The sequence below is a fragment of the Streptomyces sp. NPDC006197 genome (assembly GCF_040613865.1).
Lineage (GTDB): Bacteria > Actinomycetota > Actinomycetes > Streptomycetales > Streptomycetaceae > Streptomyces.
On record NZ_JBEXSZ010000038.1, the window covers coordinates 22,797 to 43,736 of the forward strand.

21 protein-coding genes and 7 pseudogenes are annotated in these 20,940 nt (G+C 72.9%); 13 read left to right on the top strand and 15 right to left on the bottom strand.

Going from position 1 to position 20,940, the window contains the following annotated elements; all coding sequences use genetic code 11:
• Nucleotides 1-66 precede the first annotated feature (66 nt).
• Nucleotides 67-270: pseudogene (locus tag ABZ318_RS14825) on the bottom strand (IS5/IS1182 family transposase); the annotation flags it as partial.
• On the opposite strand from ABZ318_RS14825, the pseudogene ABZ318_RS14830 reads away from it, so the two are divergent.
• Nucleotides 243-395: pseudogene (locus tag ABZ318_RS14830) on the top strand (IS110 family transposase); the annotation flags it as partial. The pseudogenes ABZ318_RS14825 and ABZ318_RS14830 overlap by 28 nt on opposite strands.
• 48 nt (nucleotides 396-443) lie before the next feature.
• On the opposite strand, the pseudogene ABZ318_RS14835 reads toward ABZ318_RS14830, so the two are convergent.
• From ABZ318_RS14835 to ABZ318_RS14845, 3 genes and pseudogenes are all read right to left on the bottom strand, one after another.
• Nucleotides 444-563, bottom strand: a pseudogene (locus ABZ318_RS14835) (IS5/IS1182 family transposase); the annotation flags it as partial.
• A 66-nt stretch (nucleotides 564-629) separates the two neighbouring features.
• Complete coding sequence (locus tag ABZ318_RS14840; RefSeq protein ID WP_356902852.1) at nucleotides 630-1,304, bottom strand: hypothetical protein; 675 nt, start codon at nucleotides 1,302-1,304, stop codon at nucleotides 630-632.
• A gap of 123 nt (nucleotides 1,305-1,427) precedes the next feature.
• Nucleotides 1,428-2,210, bottom strand: a pseudogene (locus ABZ318_RS14845) (transposase); the annotation flags it as partial.
• Nucleotides 2,211-2,728: 518 nt separating this feature from the next.
• On the opposite strand from ABZ318_RS14845, the pseudogene ABZ318_RS14850 reads away from it, so the two are divergent.
• Together ABZ318_RS14850 and ABZ318_RS14855 are read left to right on the top strand one after the other, a co-directional pair.
• Nucleotides 2,729-2,836, top strand: a pseudogene (locus ABZ318_RS14850) (IS5/IS1182 family transposase); the annotation flags it as partial.
• A gap of 139 nt (nucleotides 2,837-2,975) precedes the next feature.
• On the top strand, nucleotides 2,976-3,428 hold the full coding sequence (locus ABZ318_RS14855; protein ID WP_356902853.1) for a peptidoglycan-binding domain-containing protein: 453 nt from the start codon (nucleotides 2,976-2,978) through the stop codon (nucleotides 3,426-3,428).
• A gap of 470 nt (nucleotides 3,429-3,898) precedes the next feature.
• On the opposite strand, the gene ABZ318_RS14860 is transcribed toward ABZ318_RS14855, so the two are convergent.
• A complete protein-coding gene (locus tag ABZ318_RS14860; protein WP_356902883.1) occupies nucleotides 3,899-4,327 on the bottom strand; it encodes a TetR/AcrR family transcriptional regulator in 429 nt (142 codons plus the stop codon).
• A pseudogene (locus tag ABZ318_RS14865) lies at nucleotides 4,313-4,621 on the bottom strand (MFS transporter); the annotation flags it as partial. The pseudogene ABZ318_RS14865 and the gene ABZ318_RS14860, both read right to left, overlap by 15 nt.
• A 385-nt stretch (nucleotides 4,622-5,006) precedes the next feature.
• Between ABZ318_RS14865 and ABZ318_RS14870 the strand changes: the two are divergent.
• Entirely contained in the window at nucleotides 5,007-6,728 is a 1,722-nt protein-coding gene (locus tag ABZ318_RS14870; protein WP_356902854.1) for a PP2C family protein-serine/threonine phosphatase, read from the top strand.
• 127 nt (nucleotides 6,729-6,855) lie between these two features.
• On the top strand, nucleotides 6,856-7,389 hold the full coding sequence (locus ABZ318_RS14875; RefSeq protein ID WP_356902855.1) for a hypothetical protein: 534 nt from the start codon (nucleotides 6,856-6,858) through the stop codon (nucleotides 7,387-7,389).
• Between the two features lie 32 nt (nucleotides 7,390-7,421).
• On the opposite strand, the gene ABZ318_RS14880 is transcribed toward ABZ318_RS14875, so the two are convergent.
• Nucleotides 7,422-8,096, bottom strand: coding sequence for a hypothetical protein (locus ABZ318_RS14880; RefSeq protein ID WP_356902856.1), 675 nt, complete (start codon nucleotides 8,094-8,096; stop codon nucleotides 7,422-7,424).
• A gap of 5 nt (nucleotides 8,097-8,101) precedes the next feature.
• Nucleotides 8,102-9,019 carry a zinc metalloprotease HtpX gene (gene htpX / locus ABZ318_RS14885; protein ID WP_356902857.1) on the bottom strand — a complete coding sequence of 306 codons (918 nt, stop codon included), beginning with the start codon at nucleotides 9,017-9,019 and terminating at the stop codon, nucleotides 8,102-8,104.
• A 150-nt stretch (nucleotides 9,020-9,169) separates the two neighbouring features.
• Between htpX and ABZ318_RS14890 the strand changes: the two genes are divergently transcribed.
• Nucleotides 9,170-9,493, top strand: a complete 324-nt coding sequence (locus tag ABZ318_RS14890) for a GNAT family N-acetyltransferase (RefSeq protein ID WP_356902858.1) — start codon at nucleotides 9,170-9,172, stop codon at nucleotides 9,491-9,493.
• A 15-nt stretch (nucleotides 9,494-9,508) separates the two neighbouring features.
• Here ABZ318_RS14890 and ABZ318_RS14895 read toward each other — a convergent pair whose 3' ends face one another.
• The gene (locus tag ABZ318_RS14895) at nucleotides 9,509-10,336 is read right to left on the bottom strand and encodes a dienelactone hydrolase family protein (protein ID WP_356902859.1); all 828 of its coding nucleotides are present in this window, start codon (nucleotides 10,334-10,336) and stop codon (nucleotides 9,509-9,511) included.
• A 98-nt stretch (nucleotides 10,337-10,434) separates the two neighbouring features.
• Between ABZ318_RS14895 and ABZ318_RS14900 the strand changes: the two genes are divergently transcribed.
• Both ABZ318_RS14900 and ABZ318_RS14905 read left to right on the top strand, forming a co-directional pair.
• Entirely contained in the window at nucleotides 10,435-11,415 is a 981-nt protein-coding gene (locus ABZ318_RS14900; protein ID WP_356902860.1) for a helix-turn-helix domain-containing protein, read from the top strand.
• A gap of 64 nt (nucleotides 11,416-11,479) precedes the next feature.
• On the top strand, nucleotides 11,480-12,265 hold the full coding sequence (locus ABZ318_RS14905) for an SAM-dependent methyltransferase (protein ID WP_356902861.1): 786 nt from the start codon (nucleotides 11,480-11,482) through the stop codon (nucleotides 12,263-12,265).
• A 10-nt stretch (nucleotides 12,266-12,275) separates the two neighbouring features.
• Here the strand turns inward: ABZ318_RS14905 and ABZ318_RS14910 are convergent, their stop codons facing one another.
• Nucleotides 12,276-12,848, bottom strand: coding sequence for an antibiotic biosynthesis monooxygenase (locus tag ABZ318_RS14910; RefSeq protein ID WP_356902862.1), 573 nt, complete (start codon nucleotides 12,846-12,848; stop codon nucleotides 12,276-12,278).
• A 255-nt stretch (nucleotides 12,849-13,103) separates the two neighbouring features.
• Between ABZ318_RS14910 and ABZ318_RS14915 the strand changes: the two genes are divergently transcribed.
• Nucleotides 13,104-13,589 (top strand): VOC family protein, encoded by a 486-nt coding sequence (locus ABZ318_RS14915; protein WP_356902863.1) that lies wholly within the window; start codon nucleotides 13,104-13,106, stop codon nucleotides 13,587-13,589.
• Between the two features lie 28 nt (nucleotides 13,590-13,617).
• On the opposite strand, the gene ABZ318_RS14920 is transcribed toward ABZ318_RS14915, so the two are convergent.
• Nucleotides 13,618-15,087, bottom strand: a complete 1,470-nt coding sequence (locus tag ABZ318_RS14920; protein ID WP_356902864.1) for a multicopper oxidase domain-containing protein — start codon at nucleotides 15,085-15,087, stop codon at nucleotides 13,618-13,620.
• Nucleotides 15,088-15,752: 665 nt separating this feature from the next.
• On the opposite strand from ABZ318_RS14920, the gene ABZ318_RS14925 reads away from it, so the two are divergent.
• The gene (locus ABZ318_RS14925) at nucleotides 15,753-16,292 is read left to right on the top strand and encodes a response regulator transcription factor (protein ID WP_356902865.1); all 540 of its coding nucleotides are present in this window, start codon (nucleotides 15,753-15,755) and stop codon (nucleotides 16,290-16,292) included.
• A 45-nt stretch (nucleotides 16,293-16,337) separates the two neighbouring features.
• Here the strand turns inward: ABZ318_RS14925 and ABZ318_RS14930 are convergent, their stop codons facing one another.
• The 3 genes from ABZ318_RS14930 to ABZ318_RS14940 are packed head-to-tail and all read right to left on the bottom strand — an operon-like array spanning nucleotide 16,338 to nucleotide 18,386.
• On the bottom strand, nucleotides 16,338-16,697 hold the full coding sequence (locus ABZ318_RS14930) for a DUF952 domain-containing protein (protein WP_356902866.1): 360 nt from the start codon (nucleotides 16,695-16,697) through the stop codon (nucleotides 16,338-16,340).
• 40 nt (nucleotides 16,698-16,737) lie between these two features.
• Nucleotides 16,738-17,631, bottom strand: a complete 894-nt coding sequence (locus ABZ318_RS14935; protein WP_356902867.1) for a LysR family transcriptional regulator — start codon at nucleotides 17,629-17,631, stop codon at nucleotides 16,738-16,740.
• A 32-nt stretch (nucleotides 17,632-17,663) separates the two neighbouring features.
• A complete protein-coding gene (locus ABZ318_RS14940; protein WP_356902884.1) occupies nucleotides 17,664-18,386 on the bottom strand; it encodes a helix-turn-helix domain-containing protein in 723 nt (240 codons plus the stop codon).
• A 36-nt stretch (nucleotides 18,387-18,422) separates the two neighbouring features.
• Here ABZ318_RS14940 and ABZ318_RS14945 point away from each other — a divergent pair.
• From ABZ318_RS14945 to ABZ318_RS14955, 3 genes and pseudogenes are all read left to right on the top strand, one after another.
• A pseudogene (locus ABZ318_RS14945) lies at nucleotides 18,423-18,599 on the top strand (MerR family transcriptional regulator); the annotation flags it as partial.
• A gap of 157 nt (nucleotides 18,600-18,756) precedes the next feature.
• Nucleotides 18,757-19,584, top strand: coding sequence for a maleylpyruvate isomerase family mycothiol-dependent enzyme (locus ABZ318_RS14950; RefSeq protein ID WP_356902868.1), 828 nt, complete (start codon nucleotides 18,757-18,759; stop codon nucleotides 19,582-19,584).
• Between the two features lie 100 nt (nucleotides 19,585-19,684).
• Nucleotides 19,685-19,984, top strand: a complete 300-nt coding sequence (locus tag ABZ318_RS14955) for a DUF1876 domain-containing protein (RefSeq protein ID WP_356902869.1) — start codon at nucleotides 19,685-19,687, stop codon at nucleotides 19,982-19,984.
• 256 nt (nucleotides 19,985-20,240) lie between these two features.
• On the opposite strand, the gene ABZ318_RS14960 is transcribed toward ABZ318_RS14955, so the two are convergent.
• A complete protein-coding gene (locus ABZ318_RS14960) occupies nucleotides 20,241-20,843 on the bottom strand; it encodes a CBS domain-containing protein (RefSeq protein WP_356902870.1) in 603 nt (200 codons plus the stop codon).
• Nucleotides 20,844-20,940 lie beyond the last annotated feature (97 nt).

Genomic DNA, 20,940 nt, shown 5'->3' on the forward strand with positions numbered 1-20,940 from the left:
GCACGGCCCCTGGCGATCGGGGACCGTCTATTTCCACCTGCCTGAGGACGGGACTGAGTCCGGCCCTCACGAGCGGAGCCAGCTGACGAGGGCTGCGGCAGTCATGGTCCTAAGGAGGACATAGCCGCGCTTGTCGTACCGGGCGGCGACGGCCCGATGGCGCTTGAGGCGGTTGATTCCGCGTTCGACCGCGTGCCGCTGCTTGTAGCCGTCCTTGTCGAACTTCGGCGGGCGGCCGCCTCGCCTCGCTGTCCCAGCCCGAATCACGCGCCTCCTACGACCGCGAACGCCGCGAGGGGAAACACCATGTCGCCGCTCTCATCGCGCTCGCCCGACGCCGCATCGACATCCTCTTCGCCATGCTCCGCGACGGCACGTTCCACCAACCACCAACCACCTACACCCGCTACGGCTTGACGAAAACCATGGAGGCACCTTTTCACTGCCCCGGCGGCGTGCCGGTGGGCCCGGCAGACGGTGGAGTCGACATGGACGTCCCAGGTGATCAGGCCCTTCGCGTCGGCCTGGGCCTGGAGCCGGGTCAGGATCCGGGCCCAGTGCCCCTTCGTCAAATTCCCACGTCCCACAGGACGTGATCATCAACGAACAAGATCCCTTCGCAACAGACCCTAGCCGAGCGGCAGGCCCAGGAACTTTGCCGGAGCCAGCTCAAGGAACTTCGACATCGCGGTGGCGAGCCGCGCCGCCTCGGACCCACCGGGCTCGCCCGCCAAGCTACGGAACGTCAGTTCCAGAGCCCGGTCGCCATCGCGCACCAGAAGGGTGGTGATCTGCGCCTGCTGCCCGACCGGACCGGCGAGCATCGTGCGCATCAAGGCTTCGTCGCCGAACCTCTGCTCCACCTTGAGCGGCTCGCTCGGATCTTCGGCCGGATCCACCACCTGGACGGTGATCTCCTGATCGCCGATGTTCATCGTCCAGGCGGCGCACTGGGCGTACACCTGCCGCATGTCGGCCATCCAGGCCACGGCAGCCCCTGCTGCCCGCTCCGAGACTCCCTCGTCGACGACTATCGAGGAGTCGGCGTTCATGAACGACGTCCTGACCTCGCGCGCGGCCTTGTCGCTGAACGCCCTGTTCAGCAGGGCCGTGAGTTCCGGGGTCGGACCGGTCATCGGCGGCGGGTCCTCGTCGGACGAGGGTGACGCCAGCTCGGTGAAGTCGTCGAGGCCGGCGTCGGCCAGATCCGCTGTCGTGACCAGTAGCCGCTCAAGGTCCCCGGGCCGCGCGGTCGGCGCCGGCTGCGAACTGTCAGATGTGCTCACGAAGTTGCCTTTCTTCAAGAGGTGGATGACAGGTGGCAGGCGTCACCGTAACCCGCCGTGGCGCCAAGATGATCAAGAATTCTGCGCAATGCTGAAAGTTGCGGTGCGGGCGCTAGCATGACGGCGGTTCGCTCGTTCCGCGGGGTGGAGCCGGTCCCACGAGTGTGCTCGGATGGTGCCGTAGAGGCGCGTGTCGGTGATGGTTTCGGCGTCTGGGGTGTCCCCAGGTGTCGGGCTGTCCGAAGACGAGCTCGTCTCCGTGCCGGGGCGGCCGGCCCGTGGTGTGGGGCTGCCACGGCGGGACAGCCCGACGTAGTACTCGGTCTGAACGCATCCGGGCCAGGACCCGGACCGGCAGGTCCCGCAGAAGGGGGGGCAGGCGGGGCGCGTCGTATCCGGCGTCCGCGATGACGAGGACGTCCGGGTCACTCGTCTGCCACTGGCCCGCGGCGATCAGCCGCTCGACCAGGTCGCGCAGCTGCCGGGCGGTGTCGTCTCCGGGTGCCAGACGCCGGGCGTCCAGCGGGGCGGTCCACGAGCTGCGGCCCGGCTCCAGCGCGCAGACGATCGAGTACGGCCACCCGGGGACGGGGATGTGCCGGTCCTTGCCCCGGCCGTAGGTGTGGCACAGGATCCGCTCTGGTGAGGTGTGGGCGTCGGGCCGCAGCCGACACGTGACATCGACGGTCAGGACCAGACGGCCGTCGACTGCCGCGGCAGCGGCACCGAGGCCAGGGCCTGCCGCGTCCGGGCCGCGTCGATCCGCCGCGTCGATCCGGCCCTTTGAGACGGCGGCGTAGAGTCCTCCGTGGCCTCGGCGGTGTTCGCCCACCAGCGACAGCTCGGCCAGCGACCTCAGTCGAACGCCTTCTTGTCGGCCGGGGTGACGGCGGTGGGGTGGGGTTCGCCTTTGCCGACGTCCAGGCCGAGGAAGACGTCGTTACGGAGAGCTTTTCCGGCTCGGGTGAAGCCGGTGCGCAAGCCCCTCGTCAGCGGTCCGTCGGATGGTCCACACGGACTACACCGGCCTCCGTGACCCGATGGACGGCTTCGGTGGAGTGGGCATCCGGATCGCCCCCTCGCCATCCGGCGACGCAGGTCCGTCTGACATCCCTCCCGCTGCCTGTTGTCTCTGGCCGGCGGGCAGCGCCCCCGCTCCTACGAGGTCACCGCCGGCGTCACTCGCTACGGGCCTTCCTCCCTGCGCTTCGTCCGCGACTCCCACGACCTGGAGCTGCTGCTTCTGGCAGCGCCCACGTCCATCGGGACGGTGTCTGCTCTTTCACGCCGGCCAACAACGAACCGGAACAGCGAACCGGCACGGCTTGCGAAGGCCGTCCTGCTGGTTCGTCAGTGCGGTGATCAGGATCTGGAGCGGGCGACTGCCACCAAGCTGCGAAACCGTGGTGAGGAACCGGTGGCCCGTCGCCCCGATCACCTGCAAGGCGTGGAAGATCCTCCGTGACTGCCGCCTCAAGGACGAAGGCGTTCACCACGCCGTGCTCGGCATCGCCCGCCTCCACGACTTCACCCTCGCAGGATGCGGGTAACGTTGCTGGTCAACCGGCATGCCGTAGATCATTTACGGGACAGCCCCTAGGCTTCTCGGAGTTGGACGGCAACTCGCCGGTTGCCACCATCCGCATTGCATTGCATTGCACCGCACTGCACCAGGGGGACGCACCACCTATGAACCTCAAGCGCACGCTCGCCACGCTCGGCTCCACCGCCGCGATGACCGCCGGCCTGATCGGCTTCAGCCCGTCCGCAGACGCAGCCATCGCCGGCTGCACCGACTACGCGATCTACTACAGCGGCTCCACCAACGCCTGGTACACGAAGGTCCCCACCATCGGTCCCCAGGGCACCAACTTCTGCACCCTGCGCGCCGGCGCCAGCGGTATGCAGGTGTACCACCTCCAGGACACCCTGAACTACTGCTACGGCCAGGACGTAGGCGGCCTGGACGGCATCTTCGGCACGAAGACGACGGCCGCCCTCAAGCGCGTCCAGGCGAGCCTCGGCCTCGACGCCGACGGCGTCTACGGCCCCCAGACCCGCGACAGGCTGAAGTGGCACTGGAGGAACCAGGAAGGGGCCTACAACACCTGCACCACCCTGTACGACGCCGGCGCACACTGACGATCGGGAGAGCGGGCCAACTGCCGCCGGGGGGCGCCGGTTGGCCCACCGGTTTCGGAAGTGCTCCGGGCCGGCTGGTGTGAGTGCGCGGGGGCGGAGTCGTCGATGGGGCGGACCGGTCGAGTCGAAGGCTGTGGTCCGGCCTGGCAGTGGCGGGTGCCCGAGCGGCTCGGTGGCTGAGTTCGGTGCCTGGATCGCTGAGCGATCGGCGGTGGAGCCGGCCGAACCGTTCACCTTCGTGGTCGGCGCGGACGGTGTGCTCCGGCTGGCGCCGCGGCGAAGCGGACGCGTGGCCCGTGCCGGCGGAGACGTGGAACGTGGATCCCGCCACGTGACGACCAAGGGCCGCAGCCACGCGTTGATGGTCGCGGCGAGCACGGTCGCCTCGATGACGACCTCGCTCCCGAGGTTTCGCACCTCGATCGGGGATGGGCCGGTTCCGGAAGACATGGAACTCATGAAGAGACGCCTCAGGCCCTGGCCGAGCCGGTCAGTGTCCGCGGTGGCCAGAGGCCGTCGATCATGACCGGCAGGACCCGCTCGGCTTCGTCGGGGGCGTGCTCGCGGGTCCAGGCCGCCGCGGCGATCAGTGCGAACAGCTCGGTCGCCGAGATGTCGTCCCGCACCTCGCCGGTCCGCTGCGCCCGCTCCAGGAGCTGCTGGCCGGACGACTGCATCGACGTACAGGCGTTGTTGAGCTCGGAGGTCTCGTCCTTGAGGCCGTCCATCAGCAGGGTCACGAGTCCCCGGTACGTGGTGGCGTGCGCCACCGTCGCCCGGGCCCAGGTCGCGAGGGCCGCACCGGGCGGCTCTGTGGTCAGCAACTCCCGGGCTGTGCCGTCGAGTTCAGAGATGCTGTCCCGGAGTATCGTCTCGAGCGGCGCGACGCCGATCGGCACGTTGATGAAGAGCACCCAGCGCCAGGACAGCCAGTCCGTCAGCAGGCCGCCGCCGATGAGGCCGATGGCCGAGCCGGAGCCGGAGACCGCCGCGTACGTGCCGAGGGCCTTGGCCCGGGCCTTCTCGTCGGTGAAGTGGGTCGCGATCAGGGCGAGCACGGTGGGCACGGCGAAGGCGGCGCCGACGCCCTGCAGGGCGCGCGCGGCGAGCAGCATCGCGGCCGAGTCGGACAGACCGCCGAGCAGCGAGGCCACGGTGAAGACCGTGACGCCGACGAGCAGTCCACGGCGGCCGGCCGCCTCCGCCGCCTCCGCCTCGCCGCCCTCCACTCGAGGCGCCGCACGCGGCCTGCGTACGTGCCGGGGCCCGGGTCCCCGTCGCCTCCAGTTGCCGAGCCGCCTTCGAGGGGCTTCGCCCGGCGCCGTATCGAACGTGCGGAGACAGCCCGGCCGAGGACGGGGGTGCGGATCGAGCGGCGCGGGCTCGGTCGATGCGGGTGTCGCCGCTGCGAGGGCCACGTGGGCAAGGCCGGTTCCGGGCGAGTGCCTTCTCGTCGGCAGCCGTCCGGTTCCGTGCATGCTCCCGGGACGAGCGGGCAATGGCCGGGAGAACGAGTCGGTGGTGGCAGGGCCGGGGCCGCCGGCCCTGCGGCGTGCCCACCGGCCCCGGGAGGTGATCATGGGTTTTCCGCTGCCCGACACCGTCGAAGAGCTCAAGGACCTCATCGGGGGCGAGGTCTCCGCCCTGCGCTCCGCCGTCCGTCGCAACGCGGACCGGCCTGCCGTCCCCACCCCCGGGGACGAGGTCACCGCCCCCGTCCAGACGCTCGCCCAGAGCCCCGCCCTGCCGGCGCGCAACGACACCGGGACGGGCTGCCTCTGCAGCACCCACGACCCGGGCGCCACCGGCACCTGCTCCGTCCTCGGCGCGATCCCCGCCTCCGCCGTCCTCCTCGAACCGGTCCACGACGAGACCGGGGCGGTACGGGACTTCCGCATCGTCGCCGGCAACCGCATCCGCTCCGCCGAATGGCTGGAGGCCCCCGACCGCCAGGTCGGACAGCGGTTCCTGGAGGCCCGGCCCGGAGCGGCCACGAGCGGCCTCCTCGCGGCCCTCACCGACGTCGTCGCCGGCGGCGGCCCGCTCGAAGGCAGGGTCGTCGACTACACCGAGCAGCGCCTGGGCCGGCTCCACCGAGCCCCGCTCCTCTACTCGGCGGCGCTCTGCGGCGAACAGGTCCTCGCGACCTGGCGGCCCGTGCAGAGCCAGACCGAACTCCTGACGATCGACGCCCAGTACCTCGCCTCCCTCGGCTGGGGCAACTGGGACCTGCTGTCGGGGAAGGTGACCTGGTCGGAGGGGTTGAGCCGGATCTTCCACGCCGATGTCCGGATGCCCTGGCCGCTGGAGCAGCTCTGTGACGCGCTGCTTCCCGACGACCTCACCGCGTTCGCCGAGTTCCTCACCTCCGTCCTGGCCGGGGAGGAACCCGCCTGGACCCGGATCCGCTTCCTGGTCCTCGGGGAGGTGCGGACGCTCGATCTGCTCGGGCGGCCGGTCGTCGGCACCGACGGGCGGCCGTGGGCGGTGAACCTCGTGGCCCGTGACCTCACCCCGCAGATCCGCAGCCGCCGCAGGCTCGCCGAGACGGAGCGCGAGTCCGACCGGCTCCGGCGCCAGACACGGGCGGAGCGACGGGTGGCCGACGCGCTGCGCGAGGCACTGCTGCCGACCCACTCCGAGGCACTGGCGGCGGTCGGTCTGACCGTGGCCGCCTCGTACGGACCGGTCGAACCGGACGCGGCCGTCGGAGGCGACTGGTACAAGTGCCGCCTCCTGCCCGACGGTCGCGTCCTGGTCGCCATCGGCGACGCCGCCGGCCACGGCCTGGACGCGGTGGCCCGCATGTCCCAGCAGCGCCACGCCCTGGCGGGTCTCGCCCAGACCGGAGCGTCCGCCGGCGAGATCATGACCTGGCTCAACGAGCTGGTCTGCAGCGACCCCTCGGAACAGACCGCCACCGTCGTCGCCGGCCACATCGACGACGCCCGCAACCTCCACTGGGCCGACGCCGGCCACCCCGCGCCCCTCCTCCTCCGCGACGGACACGCCCGCCCCCTCCACACGGGCAAACGCGGCCCTCTGCTCGGAGCGCTGCCCGGCTACGCGTACGAGACCACCACGACCCCCCTGCGCCCGGGCGACCTCCTGCTCCTCTACACCGACGGGATGGTCGAGCGCAGGGGAGAGGACGTCACCAAGGGCATCGACCGCCTCGCCGACCTCATCGGCCGTTCGCCGGACGCGGCACCCCAGGCCCTGATCGACACCATCCTCGCCGACCCCGGCCAGGCCGGCCACGAGGACGACGCCTGCATGCTCGCCATCCGCCTCGACTGACCGACGAGGCGAGTTCCTGCTCCCGGTCCCGGGGTTGGTCCGACCGGTCGGATCTCCCGGTGGGTCGCGCCGGGACGCTCCGGGCGGCGGCAGAGCCCAAGGTTATGAATGCGTCACAGCACCATCCGTGAGCATCGACCTCAGGAGTCACATGATGCGCCCCATCAGAGCGGCCTGTCTCGGCACGGCCACCGCCCTGGTCACCCTTCTCGCCTGCGCCCCCGTCGCGGGCGCCGCGGCGGGCACCGGTCCCGCCCACGACAAGGGCAAGGCCCGGATCATCACCCTCATCGGCCGGCTGGCGGAGCAGAAGCGCTTCCCCGTCAACCGCCTCGGTCCCGCCTCCCAGGGCGACCGGACCGCCTTCCGCTCGGACCTCTACGACCTGCAAGGCCACAAGGTCGGCGAGACCGGCGGCACCTGCACCACCACCCGGACCATCGACGGTGGAGCGGAGGAGTGCATCGTGACCTACACCCTCCCGGGCGGCCAGCTCTCCGTGCAGGGGATGGTCTTCGGCATCCTCAACCCGGGCCCTCCGCCCGCGTTCGACAACGCGATCACCGGCGGCACCGGTGAATTCGACCGGGCCCGTGGCTCGGTCCACGCCGAGACGATCGGCAGGGGCGTCCGGCGCTTCACGATCAACCTTCAGCACTGATCGGCCCCCGGCACTGACCGACCCCGCCCCCGTCAGGCCCCGCCGAGCCCCGGAGCGCCCCAGACCGGGAACCACCGCTCCAGGTCGGGCTCCATCGGGAGGTCGCCCGCGAGCAGCCCTCTGACCTGCAACTCAAAGGCGTTGTCACGGGTCTCGGCACGCTCCGCGCGCGGCGCGAAGGGATAGAACGTGCCGCGTTTGTAGAGGTACACGAGCGCGAGGTCCCGGGTCCGGTACGGGCCGGACGCCGGGGCCTCCGCCCGCCCGTCCTCCGTCCCCGGAGGACGGAAGGCGGTCAGCGAGCAGAGCAGGTTCGGGCCGAAGCCGGCCTCCTCCAAGAGCGCGTTGACCGCGTGCAGGTCGTTGACCAGCGCGATCAGGTCCTCGGCGGGACGCCGGACGGCAAGCCAGGTGTAGCCGTACGCGTCCGAGGTGTACGTCACGGGGTGCGCGCCCGGCCCGGCGCCCTCCGCCCCGCCCCGATCGGCCGCGGCCGCCACCTCGATGTCGAGGAGGTCCCGTACCTCCTCCTTCAGACGCGCGAACGCGCCGCCCTCCACCGCCGCGAAGCACACCGATCCCGCGCCGGCCGGCACGAAGCCCGTGCCCGCCTGGAGGGTGAGCGCGGCGGCCGGCAGCCCGAAGAGACGGTCCAGGTCCGGCCGCACCGGCCGATCGCGCCCGAGGATGCCGTCGAGGAACCCCACCGCCGTCACGCCTCACCGAGCCGCGCCGAGATCCGCGCGAGCTGTTCGAGCCGCTGCTCCAGGGTGGGGTGGGTGGAGAGCAGCCGGCTCAGGCTCTCCCGGGAGGAGAAGGCGGGCGCGAACCAGAAGGCGTTGTACGGCTCCGCCTTGCGCAGGTCCTTCGTCGGGATCCGGGCCATCTCGCCGCTCACCTTGGTCAGCGCGGAGGCCAGCGCCGAGGGGCGGCCGGTGAGGAGCGCGGCGGCACGGTCGGCGGCCAGCTCCCGGTAGCGGGAGAGCACCCGGGTCAGCAGGAAGCTGACGACGTAGACGGCGGCGCTGACCACGGGCACGAGGATCAGGGCGATGCCCGCGGTGCTGTCCCGGCTGCGGCCGAGACCGCTGTAGAGCGCGACCCGCGTCATCATCCCGGCGAGGACGCCGAGGAAGGACGCGACGGTCATGACCGCGACGTCCCGGTGCGCCACGTGCGACATCTCGTGCGCGAGGACCCCCTCCAGCTCCTCCGGCTCCAGGCGCCGCAGCAGGCCGGTCGTGACGCAGACGAGCGCGGTCCTCTCGCCGCGACCGGTGGCGAACGCGTTCGGCACGTCGCTCTCGGCGATCGCCACCTTCGGCTTCGGCATGTCGGCCAGCGCGCAGATCCGGTCCACGGTGCCGTGCAGCTCGGGCGCCTGCTCGCGGGTCACCTCGCGGGCCCCCATCCCCAGAGCGGCGATCCGGTCGCTGAACCAGAACTGCCCGACGAACAGCGCGCCCGTGATCAGCAGGATGACGGGCCAGGACCCGCGCAGCAGCACCAGCAGGACGCCGACGAAGACCACGTACAACAGGCCGATCAGGAACATCGTCGTCGCCATGCGGGTCGCGAGCCCCCGGTCGGGGGCATAGCGCGAGCGGGACGATGACCGGGTTCCGGACATCCGCGCACCCTCTTCCACGAGTGGGCGGGACCGGCCGGACCCGGGCTGGGGCAGGCCTTCCGCCCCCTCCTGCCAGTGTGCTCCCGCGCACGCCGGAACGGGGCGGAGAGGGCGCCGCCGGGTACGATCCCGGGGTTCCGGCGGCCGCGCGTGCGCGCCGAGGACGCGTTCAGACTGATCTACGCCGAAGCCTTCGCCGGGCCTCCCCACCACGAGGCCGAGGACGGGCGCCGCACCTTCGGGCTCATGGAGCTCGCGGTGTGCGGGCCGTGGCGCGGACAGGGCGTCGCACGGGGCCTGCACACGGCGCTGCTCGACGGGATCGGTGCCGAACGGGTGCTGCTGAACGTCCACTCGGCGAACCGGGCGGCGACCGCCGCCTACCGGGCGTGGGGCTACCGCAAGGTCGGCGAAGTGCGGCCCGGAGGCGCGGCCGCGGACCGCTATGACGTGATGCTGCTCGATCTGCGCTGAAGGCCGGCCCGTCCCTCATCGGCGAGCCGCGGCCCCGGGGCGCAGACGGTCGCTCAGGAAGGCCAGGATCTCGTCCCGGGCCCGGACGGTGGGGTGGCCGGCCTCGTCGACGAGGTGGGCGGTGACGACGCTGTGCGGCGTACCGACCTGTTCGGCGAAGAACGGCGGGGGAGCGGGGTTCGCCGCGCCGTCCGGGAGGACACGGCCGTCGAAGGCGTCCCCGAGCAGCGCGCGGTACGCGGCGAAGCGGCGGCCCGTGCACCAGCGGTCGCCCTCGAAGCGGTAGGAGAGGACGGTCAGTCCGTCGCGGGCCACCCGCTCCCGGATCGCGCGCGCGTCCGCCTCGTCGAGTTCGAGGCCGCCGGGGTCGTCGAGGGGCAGGGAGGGGTGGTTGACCACGGGCGCGATCACGGCCGGCTCCAGGGCCATGGTGAGGGCGAAGTTGCCGGTGAAGCAGAGGCCGATCGCGCCGACGCCCGGGCCGCCGCACTCGGCGTGCGCCCGGCGCGCCAGACCGCGCAGCCACGCCGTGACCGGGCTCGTACCGCCTCCGGCGAACGCCCGGAACTCCGCGCTGACACACGCCCGCCGGACCACCTCCCGGCCCCCTTCGAGCGTGGGGAAGGCGCCGTCGGTCCCGAAGAGGGAGGGCACGTGGACGGTGAAGCCGGCGTCCCGCACCCAGCGGGCGAGGCGCAGCACGTCGGGGCTGATGCCGGGCATCTCGGGCAGGACGACGACGGCGGGCCCGGCACCGGCCGTGTGGACCGTCTTCACCACGCCGTCCACGTCGACGAGGCGGTGGTCGAAGTCGTCGATCGGATCGTCGGCAGGCGGAGTCACGGGAGGAGTCACAGGAGGAGTCATGGGCACAGCGTGGCCCGCCGGCCGGGCGCCGGGTGAGGGGCGAGATCGCCAAGTCCGCCGGTAATCTCGCCACCATGAGTGCGCTGCGCGTCGGTGTCCTGGCCTATCCGGGCTGCTTCGCTTCCGAAGTCTTCGGCGTGCCAGACCTGTTGACGATGGCCGGGCACGTCGCGGGGCCCGACGGGCCCGGCTACCGGGTGTCGATCGTCTCGCCGCGCCGCCGGGTCACCGCCTCCGGCGGCGCGCGGCTCGACGCCGGTCCGCTGCGCGAGGTCGACGTCCTCGTCGTACCGGGCTTCGAACTGCTCCTCGACGCGGACCTCGACGAGCGGCTCGGCGCCCTCGCACCCGAGATCGCGGCGATCCGCGCGCACTTCGCCGCCGGCACCGCCGTCGTCTCCCTCTGCGTCGGCGCGTTCCTGCTGGCTGACGCCGGGCTGCTCGACGGGCGCCGTGCCACGACCTCCTGGCTCCACGCGGACACCCTGGCCCGCCGCCGCCCGGCCGCCGACGTCCGGCCCGCAGAGCTCGTCGTCACCGACACGGGGGTGACGACCACGGCCGCCTTCAGCGCCATGTACGACTTCGCGCTGGACCTGATCCGCCGACACGGCGGACCCCGCGTGGCCCGCGCCACCGCCCGCCTCGCCCTCGTCGACGACGCGCGCACCTCGCAGACCCCGTACGTGGACGCCGGGCTCCTTCCGCAGCCCGGCCACGGGTTCTCCGAGCGGGTCATGCGCCACCTCGACCAGCACCTCGCCGCCCGCTACGACCTCGCGGCCCTCGCCGCCGCCTTCGGCGTCAGCACCCGGACCCTGCTGCGCCGCTTCGCCGCCGAGACCGGCCGCACCCCCCTCGCCCACCTCCAGTCCTCCCGCGTCCGCCGCGCCCGCCACCTCCTGGAGACCACCGACCGCACCGTCGCGGCCATCGCCGCCTCCGTCGGCTACCGCGACCCCGGCACCTTCACCACCCTCTTCACCCGCCACACGGGCCACCCGCCGAGCGCCCACCGCGCGGCCTTCCGCTCCCGCCGGAAAGCGGCGACGTGAACAACAGAGGTCAAAGGGGCAGCCAGGCAAGGGAGTTGCCGGAGCTCTGCGATACGTTGACCGCGTGACCGACATCGAATCGCGCATCGACACCTCCCGGCCGCACACCGCCCGGATATGGAACTACTGGACCGGCGGCAAGGACAACTACCCGGTCGACCGGGAGGCCGGCGACCGGATCCGCGAGCTGCACCCCGGGATCGGGGAGTACGCGAAGGCGGACCGGCTGTTCCTGGGGCGGGCGGTGCGGCACCTGGCCGAGCAGGAGGGCATCCGGCAGTTCCTGGACATCGGCACGGGGCTGCCGAGCGCCGACAACACGCACGAGGTCGCCCAGCGCGTCGCCCCCGACGCGCGGGTCGTGTACGTCGACAACGACCCGCTCGTGCTCGCGCACGCCCGCGCCCTGCTGGTCGGCACGCCCGAGGGCCGCACCGACTACCTGGACGCCGATCTGCGGGACGTCGACACGATCCTGGCCGCCGCGGCGAAGACCCTGGACCTCTCGCAGCCGGTCGCGCTGATGCTGCTCGGGGTCGTCATCTTCGTCGAGGACGACGAGGAGTCGTACGGAGTCGTCCGCCGCCTGATGGACGCGCTCGCCCCCGGCAGCCACCTCGTCCTGTCCCACACGGTCACGCACCCCGACATGCCGGACGTCGACGCGGCGGTGGCGTTCTGGAACGAGCACGGCACCCCGAAGCTCACCCAGCGCACCCCCGAGGCGATCGCCCGCTACTTCGACGGCTTGGAGCTGCTGGAGCCCGGAGTGGTGTCCTGCTCCGCCTGGCGGCCGCGGACGCCGACGCCGGACGTCGCGATGTACGCGGGCGTCGGCCGCAAGGGGTGAGGGCGCGGGGCTACGGGGTCAGCCAGCCGCGCAGGAGCCTGCTCACGGCGGGCATCGCCACGTAGGTCATCAGCACGTTGAAGACGCAGGCCATGACCGCGCTGCTCAGCAGGAGGGGGAGCGCGGTGAGGCGGGGGACGAGGAAGAGGCTGCCGAGCACGGAGATCGGGTAGATCGCCAGGGTCGCGCTGATCGCCATCTTCCACCGGGGCGGCGCGGGCCGGGTCGATCCCGGCTTGGCGAACCAGGTCTCCATACCGGTGAGCTCGCGCCGGGCGATCTCGGTGTGGTGGTGGCCCTTGCAGTCGGCGAACCACGCGGCCCGCTCGGGGGAATCCTGCCAGGCCCGGCAGGCCTCCGCGTCCCGGAAGCGGTGGACGAGGAACCAGGGGGCGTCGCCGCCGGAGGAGCGGAAGAGCCCGTATCCGAGGTGGCCGGGGAAGCCGGCCGCCGTGTCGAGGATGCCCTTCGCCCACAGCTCGAAGGCGGCTTCGTGACCGGGCTCCACCCGGCGGGCTATCAGCAGGGTCACCTCGCCGGTGTCGGCGGGGACGGTGGTGTGTTCAAGGCCGGCCACGGTCATGGGTGCTCCTCATGATCACGCCGCGCCCGTGCCCACTCTACGCCGAGCTGTCAAGCAGTCGGGCCGACGGGCCACCAGGCCGCCAGGCCGCCAGGCCGTCGAGCCGTCGGGAGCGGTGCGGAGGGGCGGTCGCTCCTTCAGAGCATTCGGTGCCGGGCCGCCGCGCGGCGTCGGAGCGGGCCGACGGGTTCGGGATATCAGTGGTCGCAGGCGGCGGTCGGCGGTGACCGCCCTGTCCGGAAAGGCGGGAGCTCCGTGACCGTCAAGGCCATCCCCGAGGGATATCCGCGTGTCACGCCGTACCTCTGCGTCGACGGGGCCGCGGCGGCGATCGACTTCTACGTCTCCGTGCTCGGAGCGACCGAGCGGATGAGGATGCCGGCGCCCGACGGCACGATCGGCCATGCCGAGCTGGAGCTCGGGAACGCGCTCATCATGCTCGCGGACGAGTTCCCGAGCATGGGCTTCCGCTCGCCGAGGACGGTGGGCGGCACGCCCGTCACCCTGCACGTGTACGTCGAGGACGTCGACGCGGTCTTCGCCGAGGCCCTCGCCCGGGGCGCCACGGAGCTGTCACCGGTGAAGAACGAGTTCTACGGCGACCGCACCGGACAGTTCGAGGACCCCTTCGGACACCGCTGGAACCTCTCCACGCACGTCGAGGACGTCTCCCCGGAGGAGATGGAGAAGCGGGCCGGGGAGGCCATGCGGGCCATGGAGTTCCCCCGAGAGGCCGACTGAGGCGCCCGCCCCGCGTCCCCGCTCCGGCTCACCGGACCCGGAAGGTGGCCATCATGCCCATGGCCGAGTGGTCGAGCATGTGGCAGTGGTACACGTAGTCGCCGCGGAAGCCGTCGAACGTCATGTGCAGCTTCACCGTCTCGCCCGGCATGACCCGCACCGTGTCCTTCAGGCCCGCCTCGGTCGGGCCCGCGGGCCGTCCGCCGCGTTCGAGGACCCGGAACTGGACCAGGTGCACATGGAAGTTGTGCGGGGCACGCTTGTTGGCGTTGGTGACGTTCCAGATCTCGGAGGACCCGAACGCCACGGTGGTGTCGACGCGATCGGGGTCGAACATCCGCCCGTTGACGAACCCCCGGGGGTCGGGGCGCCCGTCCTCGTCCATGCTGAGCTCGATGTGGCGGGTGACGGCGGCCTCGGGCAGCGCGGCGGCGGGCGGCAGCGTCCGCAGGACCTCGGGGACGCGGCTGGGGTCGTCGGCGGTGCGCACGACGTCGAAGCGGAGCACCTTGCCGACCTGCTCGGGCCGGCCGGGGCCGGTATTGGCGAGGACCAGCCGGGTGCCGACGGGGTGGCGGGAGAAGTCGATGACCACGTCGGCGCGTTCCCCGGGCGAGAGCGCGAGGACGGGCACGGCGACGGGGCGTTCGAGCAGGCCGCCGTCCGAGCCGATCTGGGTGAGCGGAGTGCCGTCGGACAGGCGCAGCGCGAAGAGCCGCAGGTTGGAGCCGTTGAGCAGCCGGAAGCGGTACTTGCGGGCCGCGACCTGGAAGTACGGGGCGGGCTTGCCGTTGGCGAGGATGGTGGTGCGGTTCCGGTCGCCCATCGTGTACGCCAGCTGCCCGCGCTCGTCGAAGCGGGCGTCGCGGATCGTGACGGGCACGTCGTACCGGCCCTTGGGCAGCGGAAGGCTCTGTTCGAGGTCGTCCGTGAGCAGATAGCCGCCGGACAGGCCGCGGTAGACGTGCTCGGCCTCCATGTGGTGGGCGTGGTCGTGGAACCAGAGCGAGGCGTGGGGCTGCCGGTTGGTGTACACGTACGTCCGCGCGCTGCCGGGGGCGAAGACGTCCATCGGGTTGCCGTCGGAGGCGGGCGGGACGCTCCCGCCGTGCAGGTGGACGGTGACGGGCATGTGGAGGCCGTTGTGGTGGCGGACGAGGACGCGTCGCCCGGAGCGGGCGTGGATGACGGGGCCGGGGAAGTGCCCGTCGTAGGTCAGGACATCGGTGGCGACGCCCGGGAGGATCTGGGCCTTGGCCTCGCGGATGGTCAGCTCGTAGACGTCCACGCCGCCCGTCGAGGTGAGGGGACGCAGTACGGGCGGGACCGGCATGGCCGTGGTGAAGGCGGGTGGCACGGGGGCGGGCGCACGGCGCGGGCCGGCCGGCGGCAGAGCCTCCGCCGCGTACGCCTCGCCCCCGGCGGGAGTGCCGGGGGCGAGGAGCGGCAGGCCTGCGGCGGCGAGGGCCCCGCCGAGCACGCTACGACGGGTGATCATCGGCTTCCTCCCGGGAGGTGGGCGGCACGTGACGCCGGACGAGTGGCTTCCGGCGGGCCGGCCGACACCCTGTGATCCAGGTCTAACCGAGAGCGGGGAGAACCGCACACGGCGCCGGTGACGGCGCGGCCCGCAACACGCCGTCACGGGACGGCCCGGACGGCGTGGTGTCTGGGGCGAGGGCCGTTCGGCCCCGCGCCGGACCAGGTACTCCGTGCGGGGAGGGCGCGAGGCGCGCCGGGGACGAGGAGGTCTGAACGGGGGAACGCGGTGCGCAGGGCGGAGCCGCGGGTGAGGAACGCGAGACGGACCACGGGCAGCATGCAGACGGTCTGCAGGGCGGCGTACCACGGCGGGCAGCAGGACGGCCCGTACCCACATGAAGGTGTTCACCGGATGGCCGCCGCCCGCCACCGCGACGACGGTGAGGAGGGAGAGGGCGCCGAGCGCGCCGTAGACCTTGACGCTCGTCCTCGCCATGGCGAAGGCCCGGCGGGGCCGGTGTCCGTCCGGGCCCACGAGGGGGTGGGGCCAGACCCACTCCTGGGCCGACCGGGGCGGCGAAGGACACTCCCCGGTGAACAGCGGACGCACCGAACGGCAGCAGAGCGGAAGACGAAGGCGGAGGCACGGGACAGCCGGGTACGTGGCCGGCGCGCGTCGGCGTGGGGCTCTCGCGCGTGGGCGTGGGGTTCTTACGGACGTGCGCCGTGGTGGTCGTCAGCATGCCGCCGAGCCGTACGGACGAGGGCCTGCGGGCGGTGATCGCCGCCCGCGCCGGACTGCCGGTCCTGATCCTGTCCCAGTACGTCGAGCAGCTCTACGCCCGGGAGCTCCTGGCCGACGGCTCCGGCGGCATCGGCTACTTCCTCAAGGACAGCGTGTTCGACGCCGACCAGTTCATCGACGCGCTGGAGCGCGTCGCGGCGGGCGGCACCGCGATGGACCCCGCCGTCATCGCCAAGCTGCTTGGCGGCGGGGCCTCGAACCGGCGCCTGGAGAAGCTCACCGAACGCGAGCACTCCGTGCTCGGCCTCATGGCCGAGGGACTGTCCAACCAGGTCATCGCCCAGCGCCTCTTCCTGAGCGAGAGCGCGATCGGCACGTACACGACCTCGCTCTTCGGCAAGCTCGGCATCGTCGACGACGGCACCGACAACCGCCGTGTCCTCGCCGTCCTGGCCCATCTGGACAAGGAGGGCTGAGGGGAGGACCGGCCGGTCTTCGCGAGCCGGTCCGGGAGGTCCGGGTCAGCCGGTCTTCGCCAGGCCCGTCGCCCGGCCGTCCGCGTCCCGGACGACCTCCAGGACCTCGGCGACGGCGGCGCGGTCGATCGGCCCGAACACGTGGGGAAAGAGGGTCCCCTCGGGGACACCGGGCGGCGGGGTCGGCGCGGCGGCCTCCCACTCCGTCCTGGCGGTGAGCCGGCTCTCGTCGAGGAGGAGCACCAGGAGGGGACCGGAGCCCCGGAAGTAGGCGTCGACGACGGCGAGCGTGGTCGGCTCGTCGGGGGAGCAGTGGACGAAACCCTCCTCCGCGAGGGAGGCGGGGGCGTACGGCTCCTCCGGTCGGGCGGACCATTCGGCGGGCGTCACCACGTGGTAGATCATGTTCCGGTTATAGCAGGAGCGCTCGGCCCCCAGACGTCGGTCACCAGGTGGGCCCGGCCTCGATCAGCAGGTCCCGGACCCGGGTGACGTCGGGGTTGTCGGGGCGCCCCGGGCGCTGGACGAGATAGCCGGTGTTGATGGGCGGGTCCTCCGGTTCGTGCAGGGACACCAGGGCGCCGGAGGCCAGTTCGGCGTGGCAGAGGTAGCGCGGCAGGATGCTGAAGCCCGCTCCGGCGACGAGGGCGGCGAGCACCCCGCGCAGATCGGGGACGGTCACGGCGGCGGGGCGGGACAGCCGCGCCCCGAACACATGACGCCAGTAGCGGCGGGCGATGGGCAGATCCTCGGCGTACGCGACCAGGGGGACAGGGTACAGCGCCGCCGGCCCCTCCAGGTCCAGTCGCTCCCTGACGCGGTCGGCCCACACGGGGGCCGCGACGAGGACGAACTCCTCGTCGGTGAGCGGTACGGCGGTCAGCGCCCGCCCGCGCGGCCGGAAGGTGGCGATCACCAGATCGTGCCGGCCCGCGCGCAGCTCGTCGAGGAGCGGCTCGGTCAGACCCGGGCTCACCCTCAGCCGTACGCCTTCGGCCGCCAGCGGGGCGAGGGCGGGCAGGACGCGTGCGCAGAGCAGTTCGGCGGGGCCCGCCAGATGGACGGGAGCGGCCCGCTCGTGGGGCGCGGCCTCGTGCCCGGTCACCGCGGCCAGCGCGTCGAGGGGCCCGGCGACCCGGGCGGCGAGGTCGTCGGCGACGGCGGTCGGGGCGACACCGCGCGGCAGCCGCTCGAAGAGCTCGCGGCCCGTCTGCCGCTCCAGGGCGCGGATCTGGGTGGTCACCGTCGGCTGCGACAGACCGAGCAGCCCCGCGGCGGCGGTGAACGAACCGGAGCGGTGGACGGCGAGGAACGTCCGCAGCAGGTTCAGATCGGTCACCGGGTGCACCGCGCCATCGGAATCCCTATGTCTCACCGCCTCAGCCTATCGACCGGGCTATGAGGAGGCGGCTTCTCCCGGAACGTGCGCCGGTACGCGAGCGGGGAGACGCCGATCGCCGCGTGGAGGTGCCGGCGCGGCGAGGTGCCGGTCGTGAAGCCCGCCTGGCTCGCGACGTCGTCCACGGCGAGGTCCGTGGACTCCAGCAACTGCCGGGCCCGGGCCGCCCGCTGCCGGATCAGCCAGCGGCCGGGGCTCATGCCGATCTCCTCGTTGAACCGGCGGGCGAAGGTCCGCAGACTCATCCGGGCGTGGCCGGCGAGCTCGCCGAGCGTGAGCGGCTCGTACAGGTTCTCCAGCGCCCACTGCCGGGTCGCCGAGGTCCCGTTGGCGGTGGTCTCCGGCACGGGCTGCTCGATGTACTGGGCCTGCCCGCCGTCCCGCCAGGGCGGCACGACGCACACGCGCGCCACGTGGTTGGCCACGGCGGTGCCGTGGTCCTTCCGCACGAGGTGCAGGCAGACGTCCACACCGGACGCGGCACCCGCCGAGGTCAGCACGGAGCCGTCGTCGACGAACAGCACGTCCGGGTCGAGCGCCACCCGCGGGAACCACTGGCGGAAGACGGCGGCGAGCGCCCAGTGCGTGGTGGCGGGGCGGCCGTCCACCGAGCAGGTCAGGACCTCGTAGTGCTCGGCCGCCGCGTCGGACACACGGCTCGGGATGCCCAACTCGAAGGGGTAGACCCCGTCCAGGGCGAGGACGGCGACACGCCTTCGACGCCTTCGACGATGAGCATCGGCGAACTCGCGGGCCGGTTCGGACTCGCCCCCCACGTGCTGCGGCACTGGGAGTCCGCCGGGCTCCTCGAACCCGCCCGCGACCCCCACGGCCGCCGCCGCTACGACGACGGCCGCGTCACCCGCGTCGCCGTCGTCCTCCGGGCCGGGCGGGCGGGCCTCGCCCTCGCCGACTGGCCCCGGTTCCAGGGCCTCGTGGCCGCCGCGGCCGGTGGCCGAGACCTTCCCGGCGCGACCGGTGCCGAAAGGCCTACTCGCTGGTACGGTCCCTGACCTACCGGTGGTGCTCCACGGGGAGCCGCCGGAGCCGAGGAGGGGCGGAGCCATGACGCGACGAACGGACGGGGTGCTCCCCGAAGGGCTGGCCGAGGCGATACGGGGCACCGCCGACGACATCGCGGCGGTCCTGCGCACCGAGGTGCCGGCCGGTGCGGGGGACGCCGCGCGGCTTCCCGTCCCCCGCTCCACCTGGACGGTCGGCGAGGCCGCCGCCCACCTGGCCCAGGCCAACGCCCTCATGGCCGATCTGGCCGCCGGGCACGAGCGCCCCTATGGCGACGGCACCCCCGGCAGCCTGGCCGAGGCCAACGAACGCGCCCTCGCCGGATTCGTCGAGCGGTCGCCCGGCCCGCTCGCCGGGATGATCACGGCGCAGGCCGCCGCGTTCCTCGCGAGCGTCGAGGAGCGCGACCCGGACGAGCGGCTCTCCACGCCGCTCGGCCCCATGGGCCCGGCCGTCCTCGGCTCGTACCTGCTGACCCACATGCTCGGCCACGGCCACGACCTCGCCCTGGCCATGAACCGGCCCCACATGCTGGACGCCCGCCGGGTCGAGCTCACCCTGCCGTTCATGATCGAGGCGATGCCCCGGGTCGCCGACCCGGCCGCCGTCGCGGGCCTGACCGCGAGCTTCGCCGTACGGCTCCGGAGCGGCCCGGGCTTCGGCGTCACCGTCACGGACGGCGCGGTCCGGGCCGACCGCGAGCCACCGGCCCGCCCCGACTGCACGATCCTCACGGAGCCGGTCGCCTTCCTCCTCCTCGGCCTCGGGCGGGTCGACCCCTGGCCGGTGATCGCGCGCGGCAAGGCGCTCGGCTGGGGCCGCAAGCCGTGGCTGGCGCCCCGCTTCCCCCGCCTCTTCCGCGCGCCCTGACCCGTCCCCGCGCGTTCCCGTCCCGGCCGATGGATCCTGGAGGTGTCGGAAGGGGCCGCACCTCGATTCCGCGCGGCCCGGCGATGCGAGGAGGCGGGCCATGAGCCGCACGCTGGAATGGACGGTCGGCCTGGAACTGACCGAGGACAGTGGCATGACGAGGGCCGAGGCCCGGCTGAGCACCGGCACCTCGACCCTCACGGGCCACGGCTCCGCGCGGTGCAACCCGGCGGACGTGGACGTGCCGGCGATCGGCGACGAACTCGCCGCGAGCCGGGCGATGAAGGACCTGGCGGGCAAGCTCATGCGGGAGGCCAACCGGGAGATGGAGGCGGTGGGGGCCGGCACCGTGCCGCAGCACACCGGCCCCGGGTACGGCTGGCCGGAGGCGGTCTCCTGACGGAGCCGCCGCCCGCACCGGGAGCCCGGCGGTCCGGAACGGCCCCGCCGGGCTCCCCGCCCGTGCCCGAGACACGGCCACCGGGGAAAACCCGCCGACCCAAAGCGTCTGACGGGCCCGGGGTCGCCAGGAGCGCCTGACGGGCCCGGGGTCGCCAGGAGCGTCTGACGGCCCGGGGTCGCCAGGAGCGTCCGACGGCCCGGGCCGCCCGGAGCGTCCGACGGCCCCGGGCCCGGAGCGTCCGCCCACCCCGTTCCTAAGGCGTGCCCTCGCCCTCCTCGTACGTCATCCTGTCCACGACCTCCACCACCCCGTCGACCGTCTCGCACAGGCGGACCAGGATCGGGCCGAGGTTCGGGCGTTCCAGGGTGCCGCTGAGCGTCACCCGGCCCTCGTCGACGTCGATGTGCACGGCCGAGGGGGAGAGGCGCAGGATGCGGACGATCACGTCCTCGCGGATCTCCTCCTGGATCGAGCGGTCCCTCCGCAGGAACAGCTGGAGCAGGTCGCTGCGGCTGAGCACCCCGATCAGCCGGCCGTCCGCGTCCACGACGGGGAGCCGCTTCACCCGGTGCCGTTCCATCAGGCGGGCGGCCTCGACCGCCGTCCAGGAGGGCCGGGCCGTCACGGCCGGGCTCGACATCATGGCCTCGGCCGTGCTCGGTCCGTCCTTGGCCGCGTGCCGCCGCAGCAGGTCCGCCTCGGAGACGACGCCCAGCGGCCGGTTCTCCTCGTCGACCACCGGGACCGCGGTGATGCCGTACTCGTCGAGGAGCCGCGCGATCTCCTTGAACGACGTCCCGGGCTGCACCGCGACCGCGGTGGGCGTCATCAGGTCCGCGACACTGCGGTGCCTCATCGTCCGTTCCGTCCCTTCTGTCTTCCGGATTCCATGATCCCGCACCGCGGGTCGTCCCGGCGCGAGGGGGTCCGAGGGGTGGCGGGAAACGCGGCGG